Source organism: Brucella sp. 22210 (genome assembly GCF_052045675.1).
Lineage (GTDB): Bacteria > Pseudomonadota > Alphaproteobacteria > Rhizobiales > Rhizobiaceae > Brucella.
In genome coordinates, this window is the sequence record NZ_JBQEPD010000013.1 from 1 (window position 1) to 20,126 (window position 20,126).

Genomic DNA, 20,126 nt, shown 5'->3' on the forward strand with positions numbered 1-20,126 from the left:
ACAACGACGTTCAATGTGCAGATTACGATTACTGCAGCTTGTCTTATTAATTCTGCAACCAACATGGACTTTGGTTCCAATGGTGTTTTGTCGACGAATGTCGACGCGACCAGCACCATAACCGTGCAATGCACGAATTCGACACCTTACAATATCGGCTTGAGCGCTGGCACGGGAACCGGCGCAACCGTCACAAACCGTTTGATGACGGGGCCGGCAAGCGCCACTATTGGATATTCGCTGTACACAACGACGGCCCGCACCGCAGTCTGGGGCAACACCGTCGGAACGAACACAGTCGCCGGGACAGGCACTGGTGCCGCTCAAGCCTATACGGTCTATGGGCGTGTTCCAGGGCAGTCGACGCCAGCTGCGGGTGTCTATACGGATACGGTAACCGCCACGATCAGCTATTAACGTCACGGAGGGTAGAATGCGTGTTCTCACTTTTGCCGCGGCGTTATTGGCGAGCTTGTATCTTGTCCCCGCGCATGCGGCTTCCTTGCGCGTTTCGCCGGTCATCATCGATCTGAGCGCGCCAACGGCGGCTTCAAACATTCGCATCTGGAACGATGCAAAACGGCCCATCAATGTTCAGGCCAGAATATTCCGCTGGAGCCAGAGCAATGGCGTTGATACCTACACGGCAGCAACCGATGTTGTTGTCAGTCCGCCCATATCGCAACTGAAGCCCGGCGGCGAAAACATCATCCGTATCGTGCGCACCACGAAAAGCCCGGTCAAGGCGGAAGAAAGCTATCGGCTGATTGTCGATGAACTTCCCGATAATGCGCAGCGGCGATCCGGCACGGTCAATCTGGTGATCCGCCATTCCATTCCGGTTTTCTTCTCGCAGCCCGGCACGCCGGATGCGAACCCGTCATGGAGTGTCCAGCGTCAATCGGGCGGTTATCAGGTGACCGTTAGTAACAAGGGAAACAAGCGGCTGCGTGTTTCCGATCTTGCATTGCAGGGTGCAGGCGGTCGTGCCGTCGCACAGCGAAAAGGCCTTGTTGGATATGTTCTGGGGCAATCAAGTGCAACTTGGTTCATTCCCGGAACAGGTGGTAGTCGGGGTGGTGGCTCGCTGACGATTTCAGCTCAAAGCGAAGCTGGCCCGATAAATGCGCAAGCGAGCGTCAGGGGCGGTTGATCTTGCGGTTTTGACGATTGCGTTTCTAACGGTCTGCACAGGATGTCTGAAAGCTGCGGCGCAGGAATTGCCACCTACGTCGTCGGGGACGCTTGTTTCCGACGATACCCCTCTGGAGCTTCAGCTTGAGGTCTATGTGAATGGCGCATCATCGGCGCTGATCGCTACGTTTCGTCAAACACCGGACGGATCACTTCTGATTGAGCCCGAACAGCTCAAGAATGTCGGGATCAAGCCCGCCACGGAAGCTATGCGGGATGACGGATGGATCGACGTGAACCGGCTCTCCGGGGTCAACGTCACCTATGACAAGGAGAACCAGATCGTTCGTTTCGATGCGCAGGAAAACAAGCGCGCCGCGCGTGTCATCGATGCGCAGTCTGGCGAGGAAGTCACGTCTGAAGAAGAAGACGAAAAACCCAAGGCCAAGAGCAATTTCGGCGGGCTGGTGAATTATACGATCTATGGCGCCAGCGGCGGACAGGATTGGTATGATCTGACGCAGTTCGAAGGTGTTTCTGGTCTCATGGAAGGGCGCCTGTTCGGTCCCTATGGCGTCCTGTCGTCGTCGCAGGTGCTCAGTTCGTCCGACACCGACAGTTTCGGGTCAACGCGTCTCGATACGAGATGGTCCTATTCGGATCAGGAAACGCTGATGACCTATAATGTCGGTGATTTCATTACGGGTGGCCTCTCATGGACGCGACCGACCCGTCTGGGCGGCGTACAAATCCGGCGCAATTTTTCATTGCGGCCCGATCTGGTTACTATGCCGATGCCTGAGCTGTCGGGGTCTGCGGCTGTGCCGTCAACGGTCGATGTTTATATCGATAACGCACGTCGTGCGACCAGCAATGTTGCATCCGGTCCATTTACGGTCACCAACCTCCCGGTGGTCACGGGCGCAGGCACAGCGCGTATGGTGGTTCGCGATGTTCTGGGCCGAGAGACGGTTACGGAAACGCCGTTCTATGCCTCGTCTAATTTGCTGGCTAAGGGGTTTGCTGATTTTTCTGCCGAAACCGGCTTTGCCCGCCGCTATTACGGCACGGAATCGAATGACTATGATGAGCGCATCGTGGGAAGCGGCACCTTGCGTTATGGTCTCACCAATAACACGACCTTAGAAGGGCACGTTGAAGGTGCCGAGAATTTCTACAATGCGGGCATTGGCGGCGTTTTCAATATCGGGCCTTACGGCGTTGGAACCTTATCCGGCGCGACCAGCAAATTCGGTGGGCAAACCGGCTACCAGATTGCTGCAAGCGTTGAAGCCGATCTCTGGGATGTCAAATTCTACGTGCGCACGCAGCGCACTTTCGGCGATTACAATGATATCGCCTCGATCACGGCCGATATAGACGAGACCGGGCTTCCGGACAATAGCGCCAAGCCTGCCAAAGCGCTTGATCAAGTTTCCGTTTCACTTCCTCGCATCTTCAATGAAACGAATCTGAATTTCTCCTACACGCAGATCGAAACTGTCGATTCCGAAAAATCGCGGATTCTTGGCGTCACCGCCACGCGGCCTTTTGGTAAGAAAGGCAACATGTTCATGTCTGCCTATACGGACTTCGAGCAGAAAGGCTCGTTTGGATTATATGCTGGATTGTCTTGGTCGTTCGACCATAACATCACGGCATCGACGAGTGTTTCGGCTGATGAAAACGGAACCACCGGGTCCATCGACTTGATGAAATCGGAACAGGCCGAGGTGGGAAGCACTGGCTGGCGGTTGCGCGGCTCTTATGGCCAGAGCGACATCATTGCTGCCAGCGGCAGCTATCGTAGCCAGATCGGCAGAATTGAAGCTGGTGTTGAAAAGTATGATGACAATGTTCGCGCCACCGCACAGATCGACGGTGCAGTTGTCCTCGCAGGCGGAGGTGTGTTCCTCTCGAACCGCATCGACGATGCTTTCAGTGTGGTGGATGTGGGCGCACCAGATGTCGACGTTCAATTCGAAAATCGTCCCATGGGCAAAACCAACAAGAGCGGCAAGATGCTGCTGCCCAATCTGCGTTCCTATGACAAGAACGTAATTTCCATTGACCCCAGCAATTTGCCGATTGATGCCACTGTAGGTGAAACTCGACAAGTGGTAAGCCCAAGCGATCGGGGTGGCTCCGTGGTGGACTTCAACGTCAAGGCCGATACGCGAGCTGCCCTTGTCACTCTGCGCGATGAGAGTGGCGCTTACATCGAGACGGGATCGACAGCGCAGCTCAATGGCTCGCAGGAGTTCATTGTGGGTTATGACGGTCAGGTCTATCTTGAAGGCATTGAGAACTCCAACACGTTGATAGTGACGCAATCCGAAAAGGGCTCATGCCAGATTACGTTCAACGCGCCACGCAATACAGAAGAGCGCGTTACCATTCCGGACGCCGTATGCAGGAGCACGCAATGAGATTTTATCGCATCGTCGCATGCGCGTTGTTCAATATATTGATTTTTCTACCAAGTTGGGCCCATGCACAAACCTGTTCCTTCAGCATCACCAATGTCAATTTTGGTACGGTCAATCTTCTTGGGGGTGGCGCGGTTGATACGACGGCGACATTGGGTGTTAATTGCTCCAACACGCTCACAGTCAGTCTTTTTCTTCGGGTGTGCCCCAATATCAATGCGGGCAGCGGCGGCTCAAGTGGCGGCTTGCGCACCATGCTGAGCGGCACCAACGCGCTGACCTATCAGCTTTATTCCGATACTGCGCGTTCGGTTCCCTGGGGGTCTGTTACCAACACGGCATTGGGGTCGCCACCACCCATCGACATGACCTTGCTGCCGCTCACATCCACTACCGCCACGCGTACGATCTATGGGCGTATCCTGTCCGGGCAGGCGGCCACGCCAGGCGGCGCGTATTTATCGACGTTCTCGGGTGCTCAAACCCGCTTCAACTATGCCAGCTATCTGCTTGTGGCGCCTGCCTGTACTGCTATGACGGATAATCCAACGCAGCCAACCTTCAACGTGACGGCCAATGTTGATCGCACCTGTACAGTCTCCGCCACGTCTATCAACTTTGGCAATCACGGGGTTCTGACATCCAATGTGGATGCGACCGGGGCTCTATCGGTAAGCTGTACCACCAACCTGCCCTATAGTGTTTCCCTGAATGGTGGTTTGAGCAACACCACGGCGACCCAAAGGCGAATGACGCTTGGCTCCAATGCGGTCGTCTACGGGCTCTATAGTAACACGGCACGCACAACACCTTGGGGCAACACAACCGGGCAGATCGTGACCGGTACCGGAACCGGCACTGTGCAAAGCCTGACCGTCTATGGTCGTGTCGCGCCGCAGACCACACCTCCACCGGGAACCTATTCGGATACGGTGGTGGTGACGGTCAGCTATTGAGGCTTCAAGGGGCCTTTTTCTTGCGCGGGGGCTTCGCACTATTGAGCGCTATGGCAGCGCGAACGAGGGCTGTCAGCGCATCGACATCGATCTCTTCGCCTTCGCGAATATCGATGGCCCGGCGCATATTGCCGTCCAGACTTGAGTTGAACAAACTGGTCGGGTCGTCCAGCGATGCGCCCTTGGCAAAAGTCAGTTTGACGACCTGCTTATAGGTCTCGCCGGTACAGATAATGCCATCACGTTCCCATACGGGTACGCCGCGCCATTTCCATTCCTCAATGATTTCCGGATCGGCCTTCGTGATGATGGCACGAACCTTGGCAAGCGTTTTGCCTCGCCAGTCGTCAAGCGTGGCAATGCGTTCATCGATCAACTGTGAAGCGGATTTGCTTTCGTTGGTAGTCATCATTTGGCTCACATCTTTTCACCGGGCAACTGGCTTGCTTGCCTCACCCAGTCGGTAAATTGCGCTTCGTCCAGCACGTCGTTTTCATGGATATGGAAGTAACGCGTATCCTGGCTCTTGGACTCCACGGGCGGCTGCGGCGTCAGGGAAAGACCGCGAAAGAAGGCGACCTTTATATATTTGGCGAAGCAATGATAGCTCAGAAACCAGCCTTGTCCTTCAAGCCCGTAGAAAGGCGAGTTCCACTTGACCGCCTTGTGGACGTTTGGGACAGCTTGTTCGATGAGCGTATTCAACTGGCGTCCCACATCGCTTTTCCAACCGGGCATGGCGGCGATATAGGCATTGACCGGTGCGTCGCCTTCGCCTTTTGGAATTTGCGGGTTGCCGCCGGATAGAAGCACCGGCTTGGATGGTGCCTTTTCGGCCATTTTATTTCCTCCTCCGTACCATCTGGGAGGAATCTTAGAGCATTTTTCGCGAAAATGTGAAACGGATTTGCGTGATGGGTTGCTCTGCGGCCAGTTCGGGCAGCGCTCAGGCGCGCTGTCCGACATATCGTCCGACAGCAGCCGGAACGGTCAAGCCCTTCTGGGAAAGCGTGAGGTCTTCCAGCGTTTGCAGAATGACAGGATCAGCAGCAACCGCTTTTCCTGCTTTCGTATCGACATGAAGCAACATCTGTTCCGCGCTTGCCAGTTCTGTCTCACCGCGTTTCAGCGAATGGATCAGGTGAATACGCTTTGCATCGAAGGACAGAAGCTGTGTGTCGACATGCAGTTCGTCGCCAGTTTTGGCTTCATCGCGATGCATGATGTGGGTTTCGACGGTATAGTAACTGTGGCCACCGTTCAGATAAGCGGCATCGACGCCGATCAGCGCGAGAAACTGGTCGGTGGTCTGCCCAAAAAGATCGAGATACCGGTGCTCGGTCATGTGGCCATTATAGTCGATCCATTCGGGGATCACACGGACGTCGAGCAACCGCAGCGGACCAGAACGGGGCCTAGCCTCGCCATCGGTTGCGTCGAGCTGCGCTGTATACTCGTTCAAAAGTGCGCCTGCGCCCCAGCCTTTGCCTTGCTGCTGCTGGGATAGGGCGCGGATGATGGCCACCAGATTGGCGTCGCGAATGGACTCAAGATCGCGGATCGACAGGTTTTCGTTCTGCGCGTCAGACTGGCTGGCAATGCGGCCTATCAGCGTCTCGTCCAGCTCCGGAACATCCGTCAGTTTCGTCCACGGCCATTGCAAGGCGGGACCAAACTGCGCCAGAAAGTGCTTCATCCCCGCCGGACCGCCCGCGATGCGATAGGTCTGAAACAAGCCCATCTGCGCCCAGCGCAAACCGAACGAATAGCGGATGATATTGTCGATTTGCTCAACTGTGGCAATGCCGTCTTTGACGAGCCAGAGCGCTTCGCGCCACAAGGCTTCCAGCAAGCGGTCGCCGACAAAGGCATCGATTTCCTTTTCGAGAATGACGGCTTCCATACCCGTGTGGCGGTAAAGCGCGGCGGCCATTTCGATAGCCTGCCTGCCGGTCTTTTCACCCGGTACGAGTTCCACCAGAGGCAGCAGATAGACCGGATTATAGGGATGCGCGATGATCAGCCGTTCCGGGTGCTGCAAGGGGGCTTGCAGCTTGCTCGGCAGAAAGCCGGAGGTGGATGATGCAATCAGCGCGTCGCTGGAACAGGATGCCTCGATCTCTTTCAGAACGGCCAGTTTCAGGTCGAGCCTCTCAGGCACGCTTTCCTGAATCAGTATGGCATCGCGCACAGCATCGGCCAGTGATGGCGCGAAGGAAAGTGTGCCTTCGTTTGGCAGGCGCTTCGGGGTGAGGGCGGACAGCGCGTGCCGGGCATTGTCGAGGATATGCTCGGTTGTCGCCTGCGCATCCGGCGACGGGTCATAGACTGCAACGTCATAGCCGTTGAGCAGAAAGCGTGCGGCCCAGCCGCTGCCGATGACGCCGCTACCGATGCAGGCGATCTTGGGAGGATGAATGGTCATGGGCATCACCAACGCTTCTTGAGCTTGAGCTTTTCGCGAACTTCACCGGGCGTCAGTATCTTTGACCCCATATTGACGGCGATGTTTCTGGCGCGTTCCACCAGATCGCCATTGGAAGCGAGCACGCCCTTTTCGAGCCAGATATTGTCTTCGAGGCCGACGCGGATATTGCCGCCAGCGAGCACCGCAAGTGCTGCATAAGGCAACTGGTTACGACCAATGGAAAATGCCGAGAATATCCAGTTATCCGGCAGATTGTGGAGGATGGACACCAGCGTCGCGAGATCATCCGGTGCGCCCCATGGAATGCCCATGCACAATTGCACCATCACCGGGTCGTCAAGCAGGCCTTGCTGTTGCAGCCATTGGGCCAATGGCAGGTGACCTGTGTCGAAAATTTCGATTTCCGGGCGAACGCCCAAACGTTGAATTTGCGCTGCCATTTCTTTCAGCATGGCAGGGGTGTTGGTCATCACATAGTCGCCTTCGCCGAAATTCATGGTGCCGCAATCAAGCGTGCAGATTTCCGGCAGAAGTGCTGCAATATGCGCAAGGCGCTCTGTCGCGCCCGCCATATCGGTCTTCGATGCATCCGGCGGCAGAGGCGCTTCGGCAGAACCGAAGACCAGATCGCCGCCGACGCCTGCGGTCAGGTTAAGCACGATATCCACGCCTGAAGCGCGTATATGATCGACCACTTCACGGAACAGTTCGATCTTGCGCGATGGCTCGCCTGTTTCGGGATCGCGCACATGGATATGCGCGATTGCCGCACCTGCTTTAGCGCTTTCAATCGCAGCATCGGCAATCTGCCTTGGCGTGATCGGCACCTTGTTGGAGCGATGTGTGGTGGCGCCAGCGCCGGTAACGGCGGCTGTGATGAAGGTTTCGCGAGCGGGCTGCAAAGGCATGGTGATTTCCCTCGATTTTTGTCGAGCTTGACAGGTCGCAGATTGCTGAGATTATCATTTTACGAAATTAGTTTGGCGAAGAGCGAAGCACGTGATCTTTGAACCATCCGATGAGCAACTGTCTGTCACCTTGCTGGTTTTGCCGGATTGTTCGCTCATGTCATTGGCCGCGACGCTTGACCCGATGCGCGGCGCCAACCGCGTGACGGGTCGTTCGCTCTATTCGTGGCGGGTAGTATCTCCGGATGGCAGCGACCCCATCACATCAAGCGGCCTGAAGGTTGGTGTGAACGGAAAATTCGAGGCAACACCGCAAGATATCCTGATTATCGTCAGCGCATTTCATGCGCTGGAACACGCGACCCCAAAGCTTCTTGCGCAGTTGCGTCAGGCAGCCAAACAGTCCCAATTGGTGATCGGTGTCGAGGCGGGTTCATGGGTGTTGGCAAAGGCCGGGCTGCTCAATGGCAGGAAAGCCACCACCCATTGGGAGGATCTGGAAGCCTTCTCCCAGCGCTTCCCGGATGTGGAAATGCAGTCGGATCGTTGGGTGCGCGACGGTACTTTTCTAACGACAGGCGGGGCGGCTCCTGCGCTCGACATGATGCTGGCGTTGATCCGTGCCCGGCACGGCTATTCCATCGCGCTCGATGTCGCGAGCCTCTATATTTATGACGAGGTGCGGCAGGCTTCGGATGCGCAGCCGCTGGTGTCGTTGGGGCGGCTTTTGAACCGCGAGCCGCGGCTGGCCGACGCCATCAAGATTATGGAAAGCCATATCGACCGGCCGATCCCGGTGACGCGCATCGCCAGACGGCTCGGGCTTTCGACACGCAGCCTTGAAATGCTGTTTGCCAATGTGATCGGGCAATCGCCGGGCAATTATTATCTGTCGCTTCGGCTCAAGGCTGCTCGACGCCTCATCCTCGATACGCATCTTTCAATGGCGGATACGGCGGAACAGACCGGCTTTTCATCGATCAGTTCGCTTTCCCGCGCTTTCAAGCGGCATTTCGGACAGGCGCCGAGCAAGTTGCGGCAAAAATAGTTTCGCGGCTTAATAAGTATCACAAGCCGAGGCTGGACTTCACTTCAGCGAGTGCTGGCTTGCCGTCAAAAGTATTGAAGCCGTCGAGCCACGCGTCGAGCTGTGCCGGGTTCTCCTTGATCCATTTCGTGACGGCATCTTTGGCTTCCATCCCGTCATTGAGGATCATGTTCATCATGGTGCTTTCCATCTCGGTCGTGAACTTCAACTTTGACAGAAAATGCGACACATTCGGGCAGTCGGCTGCATAGCCCTTGCGGGTCAACGTCTCGACCGTGGCGGCACCGTCATTGGGGCCAAAGAGATTATCGCCGTTCTCCAGATAGGTGAGCTTGTAGCGAATGTTCATCGGATGTGGGGTCCATGCGAAGAATACCACCGGCTCATCCTTGCGCACGGCGTTTTGCACCTGTGACAGCATGGCCTGTTCGCTCGATTCCGCCAGCTGGAAATCCTTGAGATCGAAATTGTTCTTCTCGATCATCGACTGGATCGTTGCATTGGCACTGCTGCCCGCTTCGATGCCGTAGATTTTCCCGCCGAGCTGGTCCTTGAATTTTGCTATGTCGGCATAAGTCTTGATGCCGAGATCCTTGCCCGTTGCGGCAAGACCGATCTTTGCATTTTCGAGATTGATACCGGCCTGCTCGATCTTCTTTCCTTCGAGATAGGGTTTGCGCGCTTCCTCCTGAAGCGGCATCCAGTTTCCAAGGAAGATATCGATCTGGCCATTTTCCAGTGACTGGAAGGTCACCGGTACTGAGAGGATTGTCGTCTGGGGCTGGTATCCAGCCTTTTCAAGCAAAAGCGATGCGAGCGCCGTGGTCGCGGTGATATCGGTCCAGCCGACATCCGAGAATTTCGGCGCTTTACAGGATTCTGCTTCGGCTGCAAAAGCCGGAGCAGCGGACAGGATTGCTATACCCGCCACCAGCAAGTGATTGAGCTTCTTCATCATCTCTCCCCTTTGTTTTTTGTTGGGAACAATATGATAGGGGAAACTGACAAAGTCACTTTACGATTCACGCACCATTATTGGCGGTTTACGAAGCTGCTGCCCGGCGCAAAGCCCGATTGCCTGAACGAAGCGGCGCGTTTGGCGGCGTCTCACGACGGCGAGAAAACCTTGGTCAACGCCCATGCCAGCACGCCAGCGACGATGAGAGGCAACATGGTGTAGAAGACGTGCAATATGCGTGAACAGGCTGATGTGTGCTGATCTGGAGAACATCGCCCGCGTGGGTAAATGCGGGCGCGAATTTGGTGAAATCTGGGGGCCAAAGTGCCGCCTATCGGACCAGTCTCAAGAGCGTCGATTTCTTGCCGAAGATCGCATCTGACGCGACAGAACCGGATGAGAGACAGACCGTGTCTGATGCGGTGCGGCAAGCTCTCTTCGCAAAACGAAGCGCCGTTTCGCGGTCGGTGAACAACCCGCCGGTCAGGCCAAGCCGGTCGCACACGAGCCATTGTCCCCACCTGTCCTGACCGATGGTAAATCTGGCTCGCTGTTCGGGGATTACAGTTTTCTGGATGCTGGTCATGATGGTTATACCTTAAGTATCGTTTCAAGGAATGTGTCAGCGGGGAACGACCGCCAGCTGCTTACGGCAATTGTCGTCGGGGTCTCGCAAAGCAGCGATTGGATGCGCATCGGGATCGAGCGCCGCAATGGCGCGGTGAATAGAGGCCGCGGTCTCGTCATTCGCCGCGACAAGCGGTAATCGCACATCCGGCGACAGGCCGCGCGTGTGATGCAGCGCATATTTGATAGGAACTGGGTTGGTGTCTTGCTCCAGAGCCGTCAAAAGCGGCTTGAGTGCAAAGGCGAGTGAGCGCGCGCTACAGCCATCGTTGCGCTGGCAGGCATTGTGTATAGCGAACATTTGGGCTGGCACCACGTTTGAGATCACCGATATCGTGCCGTCACCACCTTCCAGATTGAAAGTCGTGGAGGTCGTGTCATGGCCTGAAAGCTGGATGAGCCGACTTCCCATACGACGAATGAGACGCTTGGGGCGATCCAGGTCGCCAGTGGCGTCCTTGATGCCGACGATCGCCGGGAGTTTGCAAAGCCGTTCGATTGTGTCCAGCGAAAGGTCGACACCGGTTCTCGTGGGCACATTGTAGAGAATGATCGGAATCTGGGTGTTGTTGGCGACTGCCTCAAAGTGGCGATAAAGCCCTTCTTGCGAGGGACGGTTATAATAGGGCGTCACGATAAGCGCGGCATCGGCCCCGCATGCGGCGGCGGCACTGGTCAGGGCGATTGTCGAGAGCGTGTCATTCGTTCCTGTCCCGGCAATGACCGGCACGCGCCCGGCCGAAACGTCGACACAGGTTCTAATGAGACGGATTTTTTCGGCTGTGTTCAATGTCGGCGCTTCGCCGGTGGTCCCGCAAGGGGAGAGCGCATGGATGCCTTCTCCGATTTGCCAGTTTACGAGATCGGCAAAGGCGCGGTAATCGACTTCGCTATTGCGAAACGGCGTGACAAGCGCAGTTGTTACACCACGAAGCCTCGTTTTGAGTTCATCATAAGCCATAATCAGTGGTCTCCGCGTTTCGGGTGGGTTCCCACCCTCGCTCCGGCTCAATCGAACCGGTGGCGATGCGCAAAACTTACGACCGGGCGCATATAAATTCGAGACGGACACCCCGTTCAAAACATTAAAAACCCATCAATGTCCTGTGGTGCTTTCATAATTTCTCTAATTGCAAATGCTTATCATAATCATTCAACGCATTGATATTGCTTGACAATTTTTCCAGTTGCAAATAGATAAGCCGCATCGGGGAGTAGCCACCACCGAAGCGCGGCCCATTCTGGCGGCGCTGAGATCAAGTGGGATCACGTCAACACAATCGCTGAAAAGCGTGGCGTGATCAGCCGTTCAACGGCCCGGCAAGACCGTGGTATCAGCCATCCGCCGACGGACGGATGGCCTTTGTTGCCCGGCCAATCCTCCGTCTGAGCAGACATGATGTCCCCCATCACGGTATTTTTTCTGTCCGTCAGCATGTCGGTCGATGCTTTTGCAGTTTCTGTCGGGCGTGGCACCGCCTTGAACCGCCCCCGGCTTTCCGAGGCTTTGCGCACTGGCATTGTTTTTGGCGTTGTCGAAGCCATCACTCCGTTTCTCGGCTGGGTGGCTGGTGTTCTCGCGAGCGACTGGGTTTCCCATGTCGATCACTGGCTGGCATTCGGTCTATTGTCAGCAGTCGGGCTGCATATGCTTTATACGGTCTTCTGGTCCAAGGGTGACAACGCAGATGAGGCGCCGCAGGGCGGTTCGTTCCTCGTCCTGCTTGCGACGGCGCTTGGCACCAGCATCGACGCCATGGCTGTCGGCCTGTCGCTCGCCTTTCTCGGCATCGGTCTGCAGGGTATCATCGCGATTTCGCTCGCCATCGGCTTTGCGACATTCATCATGTCCACAATGGGCCTGATGATCGGCAAGGCAATCGGCGACAAGTTCGGCAAATTTGCCGAAGTGGCGGCCGGTCTTGTACTTTGTGCGCTTGGCACGTCCATTCTCGTTGAACATCTGTCAGCATAGGTTTGCAAAACATGACCTTGAGCAAGTTTCAGTATTTCCGGCGCCTTTGGGTTGGTGCAGCCGTGCTTCTCGCATTTCTTGCGCTAACGCAGGTGAGGTCGGCCTGGGCCGGTGAAACTCATGAGACGATTGAGGTGGTGGGGCTCTTCCTCATCGTCGCGGGCATTGTCGGGAGACTCTGGTGCACGCTTTATATCGGCGGCAAGAAGTCGTCGGACTGATCTTCGCCCTTGGATGCGCGGTGCTGTTTCAGTTTGTCATCCGGCGGGAAGAAAAACACCTGGGGGAAATGTTCGGCGCGCCTTATGCGGCTTATCTTCGGGAAGTGCCGCGTTTCTTGCCGAAATTCTCCATCTATCGTGACTCGACAACCCTGGATGTCGTGCCACGCAGGGTCTATGTCACATTGATGGACGGACTTGTGTTCTTCGCCGCCAAACCAGCTTTCGAAGCCGTTGAATATCTTCAATCATCGGGCGTGATCGACGCTTCGGCAGCGGTGTTTTGACCCCGGTTTAACGCCAGAATTTCTTGGCATCGAGGACGTCATCAAGAGCGGCTTGAGCCTTATCGATCAACTGGCTCTTATCGGCATAGAAGATCAGCTTCTGAGCCTCGGGCGTTTCTTCGATGCCATATTTTTTCAACACGTCATGGCCTATCGCCAGATCGTTCAGGGCGCCCAGCCGGTCTTGCAAAGCCTCCATGGCCTTGTTGAAATTCTTGTACCGGCGCAGCCCACGCTTGTCGGCAAACAGCGGGGCGAAGAATTCCGCCGCATAGCGCAGTTTCTTGGCGTCTTTGCGCGCCTCGTGCCTGTGCTCGTCATCAATCCCGGAAAGATCGCGACCGTGCTGCTTGAGCTTCTTGCGCATCCGGTCGAGCGCTTTTGCCGCGAAATCTTCAGCGGGCTTTTCGCAGTCCGGATGTTTGGCATAATCACCGCAGAGCAGCCATTCGTTGAAGTCGAGCATCAGCGTTCGGCTGCGGGCTGAACCCAGTGCTTCGACAATCTCATCGTAAGAGTTTTTGCGTGCGGCTTCGAGTTTTTCTCGCAGCTCGCCATCGGTGGCCTTCAACAAGAGCACATCCAGATTGCGGATCTCGCCAAGCGTATTGGCAAGCCAGCGGAATTCGTCTGAAAACCGCTTGGCGTTCTCATCGAGCAGAGGCTTGAACAGAGATAGCGCCGAGCGCAGCCGTCGCATGGCAACGCGCGCCTGATGCAGGCTGCCTGCATTGCCCCTTTGCAGCAGCAAGGTTTCGTTCAGCCGGAACTGGCGGAAACAGGACAGCGCGATCATCCTGAAGCTCTCGCCAGCATTCAGCCGTTGCTCCAGATCGATGGCTTCTGCCTTCGCCGCGCTGCGCATGGCCGACAACAGACGGTAGCCGCGCTCGGATTTGGATTGAACGCCGATCTTAACCGGCACAATGGCATTGACCTTGCGGGCCAGCGCGAAAAGCTGTCTCGGCTCTCCGCCTTTCAGTTCAAGCTCGATTTCATGAAACGGCGCTTGTCGGTCGCCCGCGATCACGGTGCCGGAATCGGCTGCCACTTCGATGCTCGTTGTGCTCTCGGTCAGGTTCCAGATGCGGCGATTGGTGACAACTTCAAACTGCACGATGAGATCGCGCTCGATCGGACCGAACCGGTTGAGGAGAGGGCTGTTATAATCGAAAACGGGTATGCTCGTCTTGGCGGGGGTTTCCCACTCGGATCTGGCGAAAAGCGATGCGTTGGAGCCGGTCGCTTTCACGGTCTGAATGCTCTTGTCGCCGGACCGGCGGATACGCAAGGTGAAGCCATTATCGAAAAGCCGACAATCGCCGGTGTCGAAATAAACTGAATGCAATTCCAATGTCGCAGCTGGTTCTCCCAGAAAACTGGACAGGGCGATCTTTTCAAGATCGACAGGGGAAATTTCGAGCTTCAGTTCGATTTCGGCCAATGGCATACTCCTCGTTGGTGGCCCCGACAACGCCCTCCCGACTAAGTAATCGAATCTTCTGTCAGTCTCATGACGAAGATTATGCGAGATTCACTTAAGTCTCGAGTATCGTATTCTGTGTATTGGCTTTTATCAGCTTTTTTCGGGCGCGCGCGTGGCGGAATCCCGCAGGATCAGTTCGACGGGCCAAAGTTCGTGAATATCGCTGGCGGCCTGCCCGTCGAGCATGTTCATCAGAAGGTCGGCGCAGCGCTTGCCCGCCGCCCGCATGGAAGAGCGTGTTGCTGTCAGTGACGGCACCATATTCTCCGCGCTCAGGAACGAGATCACGTCGTCATGAGCGATGACCGAAATGTCCTTGCCGATGGTCAGCCCGAGCGACCGCGCCGCCCGATAGATCCCAAGCGCCGTCATCATAGATCCAGCCACAAAGGCTGTCGGGCGCGGGGTGCGTTCCAGAAGCTTGAGCGCAAGGCGGTAGCCGATCTCGTCGGTGAAATCGCCATGCTCCACCAGTTCTGGATCGAAGGGGATGCCCCTGCTTTCCAGCGCCTTGCGATAACCTTCGTCGCGATGGAGTGAGAATGTAAAGCCATACCGCCCATTGATCATCGCAATGCGACGGTGGCCGAGATCGAGCAGATGGGCCGTCGAGCGGCAGACTGCGCCTTCATTGTCGATGTCGAGCCATGCATGCGGAATGTCGGTTTCCGAACGCCCGTGTACCAGAAACGGCATGCCAAGTTCATGCAGCAGGCGAATGCGCTCATCATTCGGTTTTGGGGAGGATACGATGATCGCATCGACACGGCGGCTGGTGGCGAGACGACGGCAAATCTGAATCTCATCTTCCGAGCCATCGTGCGAAATGGGGCTGACAAGAATGTCGACCTCGTCCTGACCGAGCCTCTCGGCCATACCGCGCATGAATTCGGCGAAGTGAAACTCGCTGTTGCGGCCCATCACAACGCCGATGGCTCCGGCGCGCCCGGTTGCGAGCCGAACCGCATTTTCATTGGGGCGGTAACCAAGGCGCACGGCTTCACCCATCACCCGCTTGCGCGTGCTCTCGGCGACTTCAGGATAGCCGCTTAGAGCACGACTGACGGTCGTGGCTGAAAGTCCCAGTTGTTTGGCAAATTCGCGAAGTTTCATTTGGTATGTCGAGTTTAAAGGCAGGCAAGGCGGCGGATTATAGCCGCTTCCTTGCGATTAACAATCGGCTCGCCGCTCGAAGGCGGCGTGACTAATTATCATTGTGCAACAAATCCAAACCGCTTTCAAGTTTGTTTCAAAATGAAGCAGGAAATTGCTGCTGTCACTGAGGGCGTTGAATTTTTAGAAAAAGTGGGTATGCCAGTAACAAATTGAAATATATACAATTTACGAAGAAAGTTATGGCGGCGTGCGATCTGTAAGAATCTGTCGCTTGACAGGAATGCGCTCCTCTGCACTTTTTACCATCCAAACCGTTTTCGATTTTAATAATCCGCTTACAGAATGGATGGGAGGAGGGAACAATGAAACCATTAAAGGGTGTGCTCGCTGCCTGTTTGGCATTGGGCTTTGCAACGGTCAGTGCGCAGGCTGTCGAGATTTCTCTTGCTGCCAATGCGACCGGCAACAATATCAAGTTCTTGCAGGACCAGATCGTCAAGTTCGAGAAGGATACTGGCAACAAGGTCAATATCGTGACCATGCCGTCGTCCTCGAGCGAGCAGTTCAGCCAGTATCGTTTGTGGCTGGCCGCAGGCAATGCGGATATCGACGTCTATCAGACCGACGTGGTCTGGGCGCCGCAATTGTCCGACCAGTTTGTCGATCTGACCGAGGCTACCAAGGATGTGACGGGAACGCATTTTGCGTCGATCATCGCGTCGCAGACCGTTAATGGCAAGCTGGTTGCCCTGCCGTTTTACACGGATGCGCCGGCATTGTTCTACCGCAAGGATCTTCTCGAAAAATACAGCAAGCCGGTCCCCAAGACCTGGGATGAAATGACGGCAACTGCCAAGGAAATCATGGACAAGGAACGGGCTGACGGTAAGTCCGATCTTTGGGGTTTCGTCTTTCAGGGCAATGCCTATGAAGGGCTGACCTGCAACGCGCTTGAGTGGATCAAGTCGTCGGGTGGTGGTCAGATCGTTGAGGCGGACGGCACGATTTCGATCAACAATGAAAAGGCAGCCGCAGCGATTGAACGGGCCAAGGGCTGGATCGGTTCAATCTCGCCACAAGGCGCGCTTGCCTATCAGGAAGAGGAATCGCGCGGTATCTGGCAGACCGGCAATGCCGTCTTCATGCGCAACTGGCCCTATGCCTATGCGCTGGGCAACAGCGCAGATAGCGGGGTGAAGGGCAAGTTCGATGTGGCGCCACTACCTGCTGGCGCTGATGGCGATGCGCCATCGTCTACGCTTGGCGGCTGGAATCTCGCCGTGTCCAAATATTCAACCAAACAGGATGCGGCCATTGCATTAATCAAGTATCTGGCATCACCGGAAGTGCAGAAGGTGCAGGCGGTCGAGATTTCGCGTCTGCCGACCATTGAAGCGCTTTACGATGACAAGGATGTCATCGCGGCGCAGCCTTTCATGGCCAACTGGAAGCCGATCTTCCAGAACGCGGTGCCGCGGCCATCGGCTGCGACGAAGGTCAAATATAACGAAGTGTCGTCAAAATTCTGGACGGCGGTTCACAAGACACTCTCCGGCAACGGAACCGCTGCGGAGAATCTCGAAATGCTTGAGGTCGAGCTGACCGAGCTGGAAGGTTCTGGCTGGTAGGGACCGATCAAGCCGCGTTCGGGGTGTCCTCCCAAGCCCCGCCCCCCAAGGTGGGCAACCCGAACGCTCATATTCCTCTGAGCAGGACCAGAGCTGGATCATGACAGAGACTTCTCTCGATATTGCGGAGGCATCGCCTCCAAGGGTGCGTGTTCACTCCGATTTGCGCCGTCAGCGCATCCGGTCTGCATGGATTTTTCTCGCCCCCACGCTGTTTGTGCTGGCGCTGGTGGCCGGATGGCCATTGCTCAGGACCATCTATTTCAGTCTCACCAATGCATCGCTGACCAATCTTGGCTCGGCAGAATTCGTCGGCTTCAGTAACTATCTCAACTGGATCACGCTGAAGAGTGGACGCACCGTCTATCGTGGCCTTCTGGCAGACCCCGCCTGGTGGGGCGCCGTCTGGAACACCATCAAGTTCACGCTGCTTTCGGTCAGTCTGGAAACCATATTCGGCTTGATCGTGGCGCTGGTGCTCAACGCCAATTTTCCCGGGCGCGGGCTGGTGCGCGCCGCAATTCTTATCCCATGGGCGATCCCCACCATTGTTTCGGCCAAGATCTGGCACTGGATGCTCAACGATCAGTTCGGTATCCTCAATCACATCTTGCTCAATCTGGGGCTTATCAGCCAGAAGATCGCCTGGACTGCCAATCCGGACACGGCGATGATTGCGGTTCTGATTGTTGACGTCTGGAAGACGATACCCTTCATGGCGCTGCTCATTTTGGCCGGTCTGCAAATGGTGCCGACGGATATTTATGAAGCGGCCAAGATCGACGGCGTGCATCCGCTGAAAGTGTTCTGGTGGGTGACGCTGCCGCTGATCCGCCCGGCGCTGATGGTGGCTATCATCTTCCGCATGCTTGATGCGCTGCGCATTTTCGATCTGATCTATGTGCTGACGCCCAACAATGCGCAAACAAAGACCATGTCGGTCTTTGCGCGTGAAAATCTGTTCGATTTTGACAAGTTTGCCTATGGCGCGGCGGCATCGACAATGCTGTTCCTCATCATCGCAGGCATCACCTTGCTCTACATGTTCTTCGGGCGTGTGAACATCACCAGCAGGGGAGAATAGAGATGCAGTATATAAAGTTAGCTGGCTTCTATCTCCTCGTTGCGATTATCATTCTGGTTGCGGTATTCCCGTTCTATTATGCGATTATCACCAGTGTGAAATCGGGAACGGCGCTGTTCCAGGTCGATTATTGGCCGACCAATTTCTCGATTGAAAACTATACCAGCGTGCTGACGCAGGGCGGTTTCCTGCGCAGTCTCGGGAATTCGCTTCTGGTTGCGACCGTTGTGGTCGCGTTCTCGCTTCTTCTTGCAGTAACGGCAGCCTACGCACTGGCGCGGGTGAGTTTTCGGGGCCGGGGGCTTTTGCTGCTCACCATTCTTTCGGTATCGATGTTTCCCCAGATTGCGGTGCTGGGCGGTCTGTTCGAGCTGATCCGCTTCCTCGGTATTTTCAACACGCCGCTGGCGCTGATCTTCTCCTATATGATCTTCACGCTGCCTTTCACGGTGTGGGTGCTCACCACCTTCATGCGTGATCTGCCGATGGAGATCGAAGAAGCGGCTATTGTCGACGGGGCGTCGCCTTGGGTCATCATAACGCGGGTGTTCATGCCGCTCATGTGGCCCGCATTGGTGACGACAGGTCTGCTCGCCTTCATCTCTGCATGGAACGAGTTCCTGTTTGCGCTCACCTTCACCTCGTCTGGCAGCCAGCGCACCGTGCCAGTGGCCATTGCGCTTCTGTCGGGCAGCAGCCAGTTCGAAATTCCCTGGGGCAGCATCATGGCAGCTTCGGTGGTCGTCACGGTTCCCCTCGTCATCCTCGTGCTCATCTTCCAGCGGCGGATCGTCTCCGGTCTGACGGCGGGTGGCGTAAAGGGCTAGGAGTCTAAAACATGGCAGAACTTCAATTGCGCGATGTGCGCAAGTGTTTCGGCAATTTCGATGTCATCAAAGGCGTCGACATGGATATCCGCCCCGGCGAGTTCATGGTCTTTGTCGGCCCGTCCGGTTGCGGCAAATCCACCCTGCTGCGCCTGATCGCGGGACTGGAGGAGATTTCATCGGGCAGCCTCGCCATCGATGGAACGGTGGTCAACAGCTTCACCCCGTCGAAGCGCGGTATCGCCATGGTGTTCCAGTCCTATGCGCTTTATCCGCATATGACGGTCTATGAGAATATGGCCTTCGGCATGCAGCTTGCGGGCAAGACCAAGGACGAATGCAAAAGCCGCATTCACAATGCTGCTGAGATGCTGCAGCTGACGCCCTATCTGGAGCGCCTGCCGCGCCAGCTTTCTGGCGGTCAGCGCCAGCGCGTGGCCATCGGCCGGGCCATCGTGCGCGACCCGAAGGTTTTCCTGTTCGACGAACCCTTGTCCAACCTCGATGCGGCACTACGTGTGGCTACAAGGCTTGAGATCGCCAAGCTCCACCAGAGCATGGAAGACACCACCATGATCTATGTGACACATGATCAGGTGGAGGCGATGACACTGGCAGATCGTATCTGTGTGCTGCGCGATGGGCGCGTGGAGCAGGTCGGCACACCGCTTGAGCTTTACGAAAAGCCCAACTCGCTTTTCGTCGCCGGGTTCATCGGTTCACCGAAGATGAATTTCCTGACCGGCAAACATGCTGAGCCTTTCGGTGCACCCACGGTTGGTTTGCGTTCCGAGCATCTTGCCATTGTTCCCGAAGGCGGTCACTGGACCGGTCAGGTGATCCACACCGAAATCCTCGGTTCCGATACCTATGTCTATATCGATCTCGGCCTGGAGGAACCGCTGGTGGTCCGCGAAAGCGGCGTCGCGGTGCGCAAATCAGGCGAGACGCTCTCGGTTTCCCCGGCAGGGGACAATGTTCATCGTTTCGATGAAAAAGGCCGCGCCGTTTGAC

Annotated in this window: 19 protein-coding genes, 1 pseudogene and 1 riboswitch; of the genes and pseudogenes, 11 read left to right on the plus strand and 9 right to left on the minus strand. The window is 56.1% G+C overall.

All coding sequences use genetic code 11. The features are described 5' to 3' along the window. The 4 genes from ACTJKP_RS16415 to ACTJKP_RS16430 form a co-directional block, all read left to right on the plus strand. Window positions 1–417 (plus strand): Csu type fimbrial protein (locus ACTJKP_RS16415; RefSeq protein WP_440631421.1); only part of this gene is annotated, 417 nt, incomplete at its 5' end. Between the two features lie 16 nt (window positions 418–433). Next, window positions 434–1,153, plus strand: a complete 720-nt coding sequence (locus ACTJKP_RS16420; protein WP_440631206.1) for a fimbrial biogenesis chaperone — start codon at window positions 434–436, stop codon at window positions 1,151–1,153. Next, window positions 1,125–3,563 carry a fimbria/pilus outer membrane usher protein gene (locus ACTJKP_RS16425; protein ID WP_440631207.1) on the plus strand — a complete coding sequence of 813 codons (2,439 nt, stop codon included), beginning with the start codon at window positions 1,125–1,127 and terminating at the stop codon, window positions 3,561–3,563. The genes ACTJKP_RS16420 and ACTJKP_RS16425 overlap by 29 nt, the downstream gene beginning before the upstream one ends. Continuing rightward, window positions 3,560–4,519, plus strand: coding sequence for a Csu type fimbrial protein (locus ACTJKP_RS16430; RefSeq protein WP_440631422.1), 960 nt, complete (start codon window positions 3,560–3,562; stop codon window positions 4,517–4,519). The genes ACTJKP_RS16425 and ACTJKP_RS16430 overlap by 4 nt, the downstream gene beginning before the upstream one ends. A 4-nt stretch (window positions 4,520–4,523) precedes the next feature. Here the strand turns inward: ACTJKP_RS16430 and ACTJKP_RS16435 are convergent, their stop codons facing one another. The 4 genes from ACTJKP_RS16435 to ACTJKP_RS16450 form a co-directional block, all read right to left on the minus strand. Then, entirely contained in the window at window positions 4,524–4,931 is a 408-nt protein-coding gene (locus ACTJKP_RS16435; RefSeq protein WP_440631423.1) for a DUF1801 domain-containing protein, read from the minus strand. A gap of 5 nt (window positions 4,932–4,936) precedes the next feature. Next, window positions 4,937–5,359, minus strand: a complete 423-nt coding sequence (locus tag ACTJKP_RS16440; RefSeq protein WP_440631424.1) for a DUF1801 domain-containing protein — start codon at window positions 5,357–5,359, stop codon at window positions 4,937–4,939. Window positions 5,360–5,465: 106 nt separating this feature from the next. After that, window positions 5,466–6,944, minus strand: a complete 1,479-nt coding sequence (locus ACTJKP_RS16445; protein WP_440631425.1) for a carnitine 3-dehydrogenase — start codon at window positions 6,942–6,944, stop codon at window positions 5,466–5,468. A gap of 5 nt (window positions 6,945–6,949) precedes the next feature. Beyond that, window positions 6,950–7,855, minus strand: a complete 906-nt coding sequence (locus ACTJKP_RS16450; protein WP_440631426.1) for a 3-keto-5-aminohexanoate cleavage protein — start codon at window positions 7,853–7,855, stop codon at window positions 6,950–6,952. A gap of 91 nt (window positions 7,856–7,946) precedes the next feature. Here ACTJKP_RS16450 and ACTJKP_RS16455 point away from each other — a divergent pair, with 91 nt between their 5' ends. Further along, window positions 7,947–8,903: a GlxA family transcriptional regulator gene (locus tag ACTJKP_RS16455; RefSeq protein WP_440631427.1), complete on the plus strand. Its 957-nt coding sequence runs from the start codon at window positions 7,947–7,949 to the stop codon at window positions 8,901–8,903. 19 nt (window positions 8,904–8,922) lie between these two features. On the opposite strand, the gene choX is transcribed toward ACTJKP_RS16455, so the two are convergent. The 3 genes from choX to dapA all read right to left on the minus strand — a co-directional run bounded on the left by choX (window position 8,923) and on the right by dapA (window position 11,449). Beyond that, window positions 8,923–9,858 carry a choline ABC transporter substrate-binding protein gene (choX, locus tag ACTJKP_RS16460; RefSeq protein ID WP_440631428.1) on the minus strand — a complete coding sequence of 312 codons (936 nt, stop codon included), beginning with the start codon at window positions 9,856–9,858 and terminating at the stop codon, window positions 8,923–8,925. Between the two features lie 334 nt (window positions 9,859–10,192). Further along, window positions 10,193–10,447 (minus strand): hypothetical protein, encoded by a 255-nt coding sequence (locus ACTJKP_RS16465; RefSeq protein ID WP_440631429.1) that lies wholly within the window; start codon window positions 10,445–10,447, stop codon window positions 10,193–10,195. 36 nt (window positions 10,448–10,483) lie between these two features. Further along, window positions 10,484–11,449, minus strand: a complete 966-nt coding sequence (dapA, locus tag ACTJKP_RS16470) for a 4-hydroxy-tetrahydrodipicolinate synthase (RefSeq protein ID WP_440631430.1) — start codon at window positions 11,447–11,449, stop codon at window positions 10,484–10,486. A gap of 236 nt (window positions 11,450–11,685) precedes the next feature. Beyond that, window positions 11,686–11,807, plus strand: a riboswitch (yybP-ykoY riboswitch). A gap of 80 nt (window positions 11,808–11,887) precedes the next feature. On the opposite strand from dapA, the gene ACTJKP_RS16475 reads away from it, so the two are divergent. Beyond that, on the plus strand, window positions 11,888–12,463 hold the full coding sequence (locus tag ACTJKP_RS16475; protein WP_440631498.1) for a manganese efflux pump MntP: 576 nt from the start codon (window positions 11,888–11,890) through the stop codon (window positions 12,461–12,463). An 11-nt stretch (window positions 12,464–12,474) separates the two neighbouring features. After that, a pseudogene (locus ACTJKP_RS16480) lies at window positions 12,475–12,971 on the plus strand (methyltransferase family protein). A gap of 7 nt (window positions 12,972–12,978) precedes the next feature. Here ACTJKP_RS16480 and ACTJKP_RS16485 read toward each other — a convergent pair. Together ACTJKP_RS16485 and ACTJKP_RS16490 are read right to left on the minus strand one after the other, a co-directional pair. Beyond that, window positions 12,979–14,415 carry a CYTH and CHAD domain-containing protein gene (locus ACTJKP_RS16485; protein ID WP_440631431.1) on the minus strand — a complete coding sequence of 479 codons (1,437 nt, stop codon included), beginning with the start codon at window positions 14,413–14,415 and terminating at the stop codon, window positions 12,979–12,981. Between the two features lie 132 nt (window positions 14,416–14,547). Continuing rightward, complete coding sequence (locus tag ACTJKP_RS16490; RefSeq protein ID WP_440631432.1) at window positions 14,548–15,570, minus strand: substrate-binding domain-containing protein; 1,023 nt, start codon at window positions 15,568–15,570, stop codon at window positions 14,548–14,550. A gap of 365 nt (window positions 15,571–15,935) precedes the next feature. On the opposite strand from ACTJKP_RS16490, the gene ACTJKP_RS16495 reads away from it, so the two are divergent. The 4 genes from ACTJKP_RS16495 to ACTJKP_RS16510 all read left to right on the plus strand — a co-directional run bounded on the left by ACTJKP_RS16495 (window position 15,936) and on the right by ACTJKP_RS16510 (window position 20,125). Beyond that, entirely contained in the window at window positions 15,936–17,201 is a 1,266-nt protein-coding gene (locus ACTJKP_RS16495; protein WP_440631433.1) for an ABC transporter substrate-binding protein, read from the plus strand. Window positions 17,202–17,301: 100 nt separating this feature from the next. Next, window positions 17,302–18,285: a carbohydrate ABC transporter permease gene (locus ACTJKP_RS16500; RefSeq protein WP_440631434.1), complete on the plus strand. Its 984-nt coding sequence runs from the start codon at window positions 17,302–17,304 to the stop codon at window positions 18,283–18,285. A gap of 2 nt (window positions 18,286–18,287) precedes the next feature. Next, window positions 18,288–19,112, plus strand: coding sequence for a carbohydrate ABC transporter permease (locus ACTJKP_RS16505; RefSeq protein ID WP_078338300.1), 825 nt, complete (start codon window positions 18,288–18,290; stop codon window positions 19,110–19,112). A gap of 11 nt (window positions 19,113–19,123) precedes the next feature. Further along, the gene (locus tag ACTJKP_RS16510) at window positions 19,124–20,125 is read left to right on the plus strand and encodes an ABC transporter ATP-binding protein (protein WP_440631435.1); all 1,002 of its coding nucleotides are present in this window, start codon (window positions 19,124–19,126) and stop codon (window positions 20,123–20,125) included. Window position 20,126 lies beyond the last annotated feature (1 nt).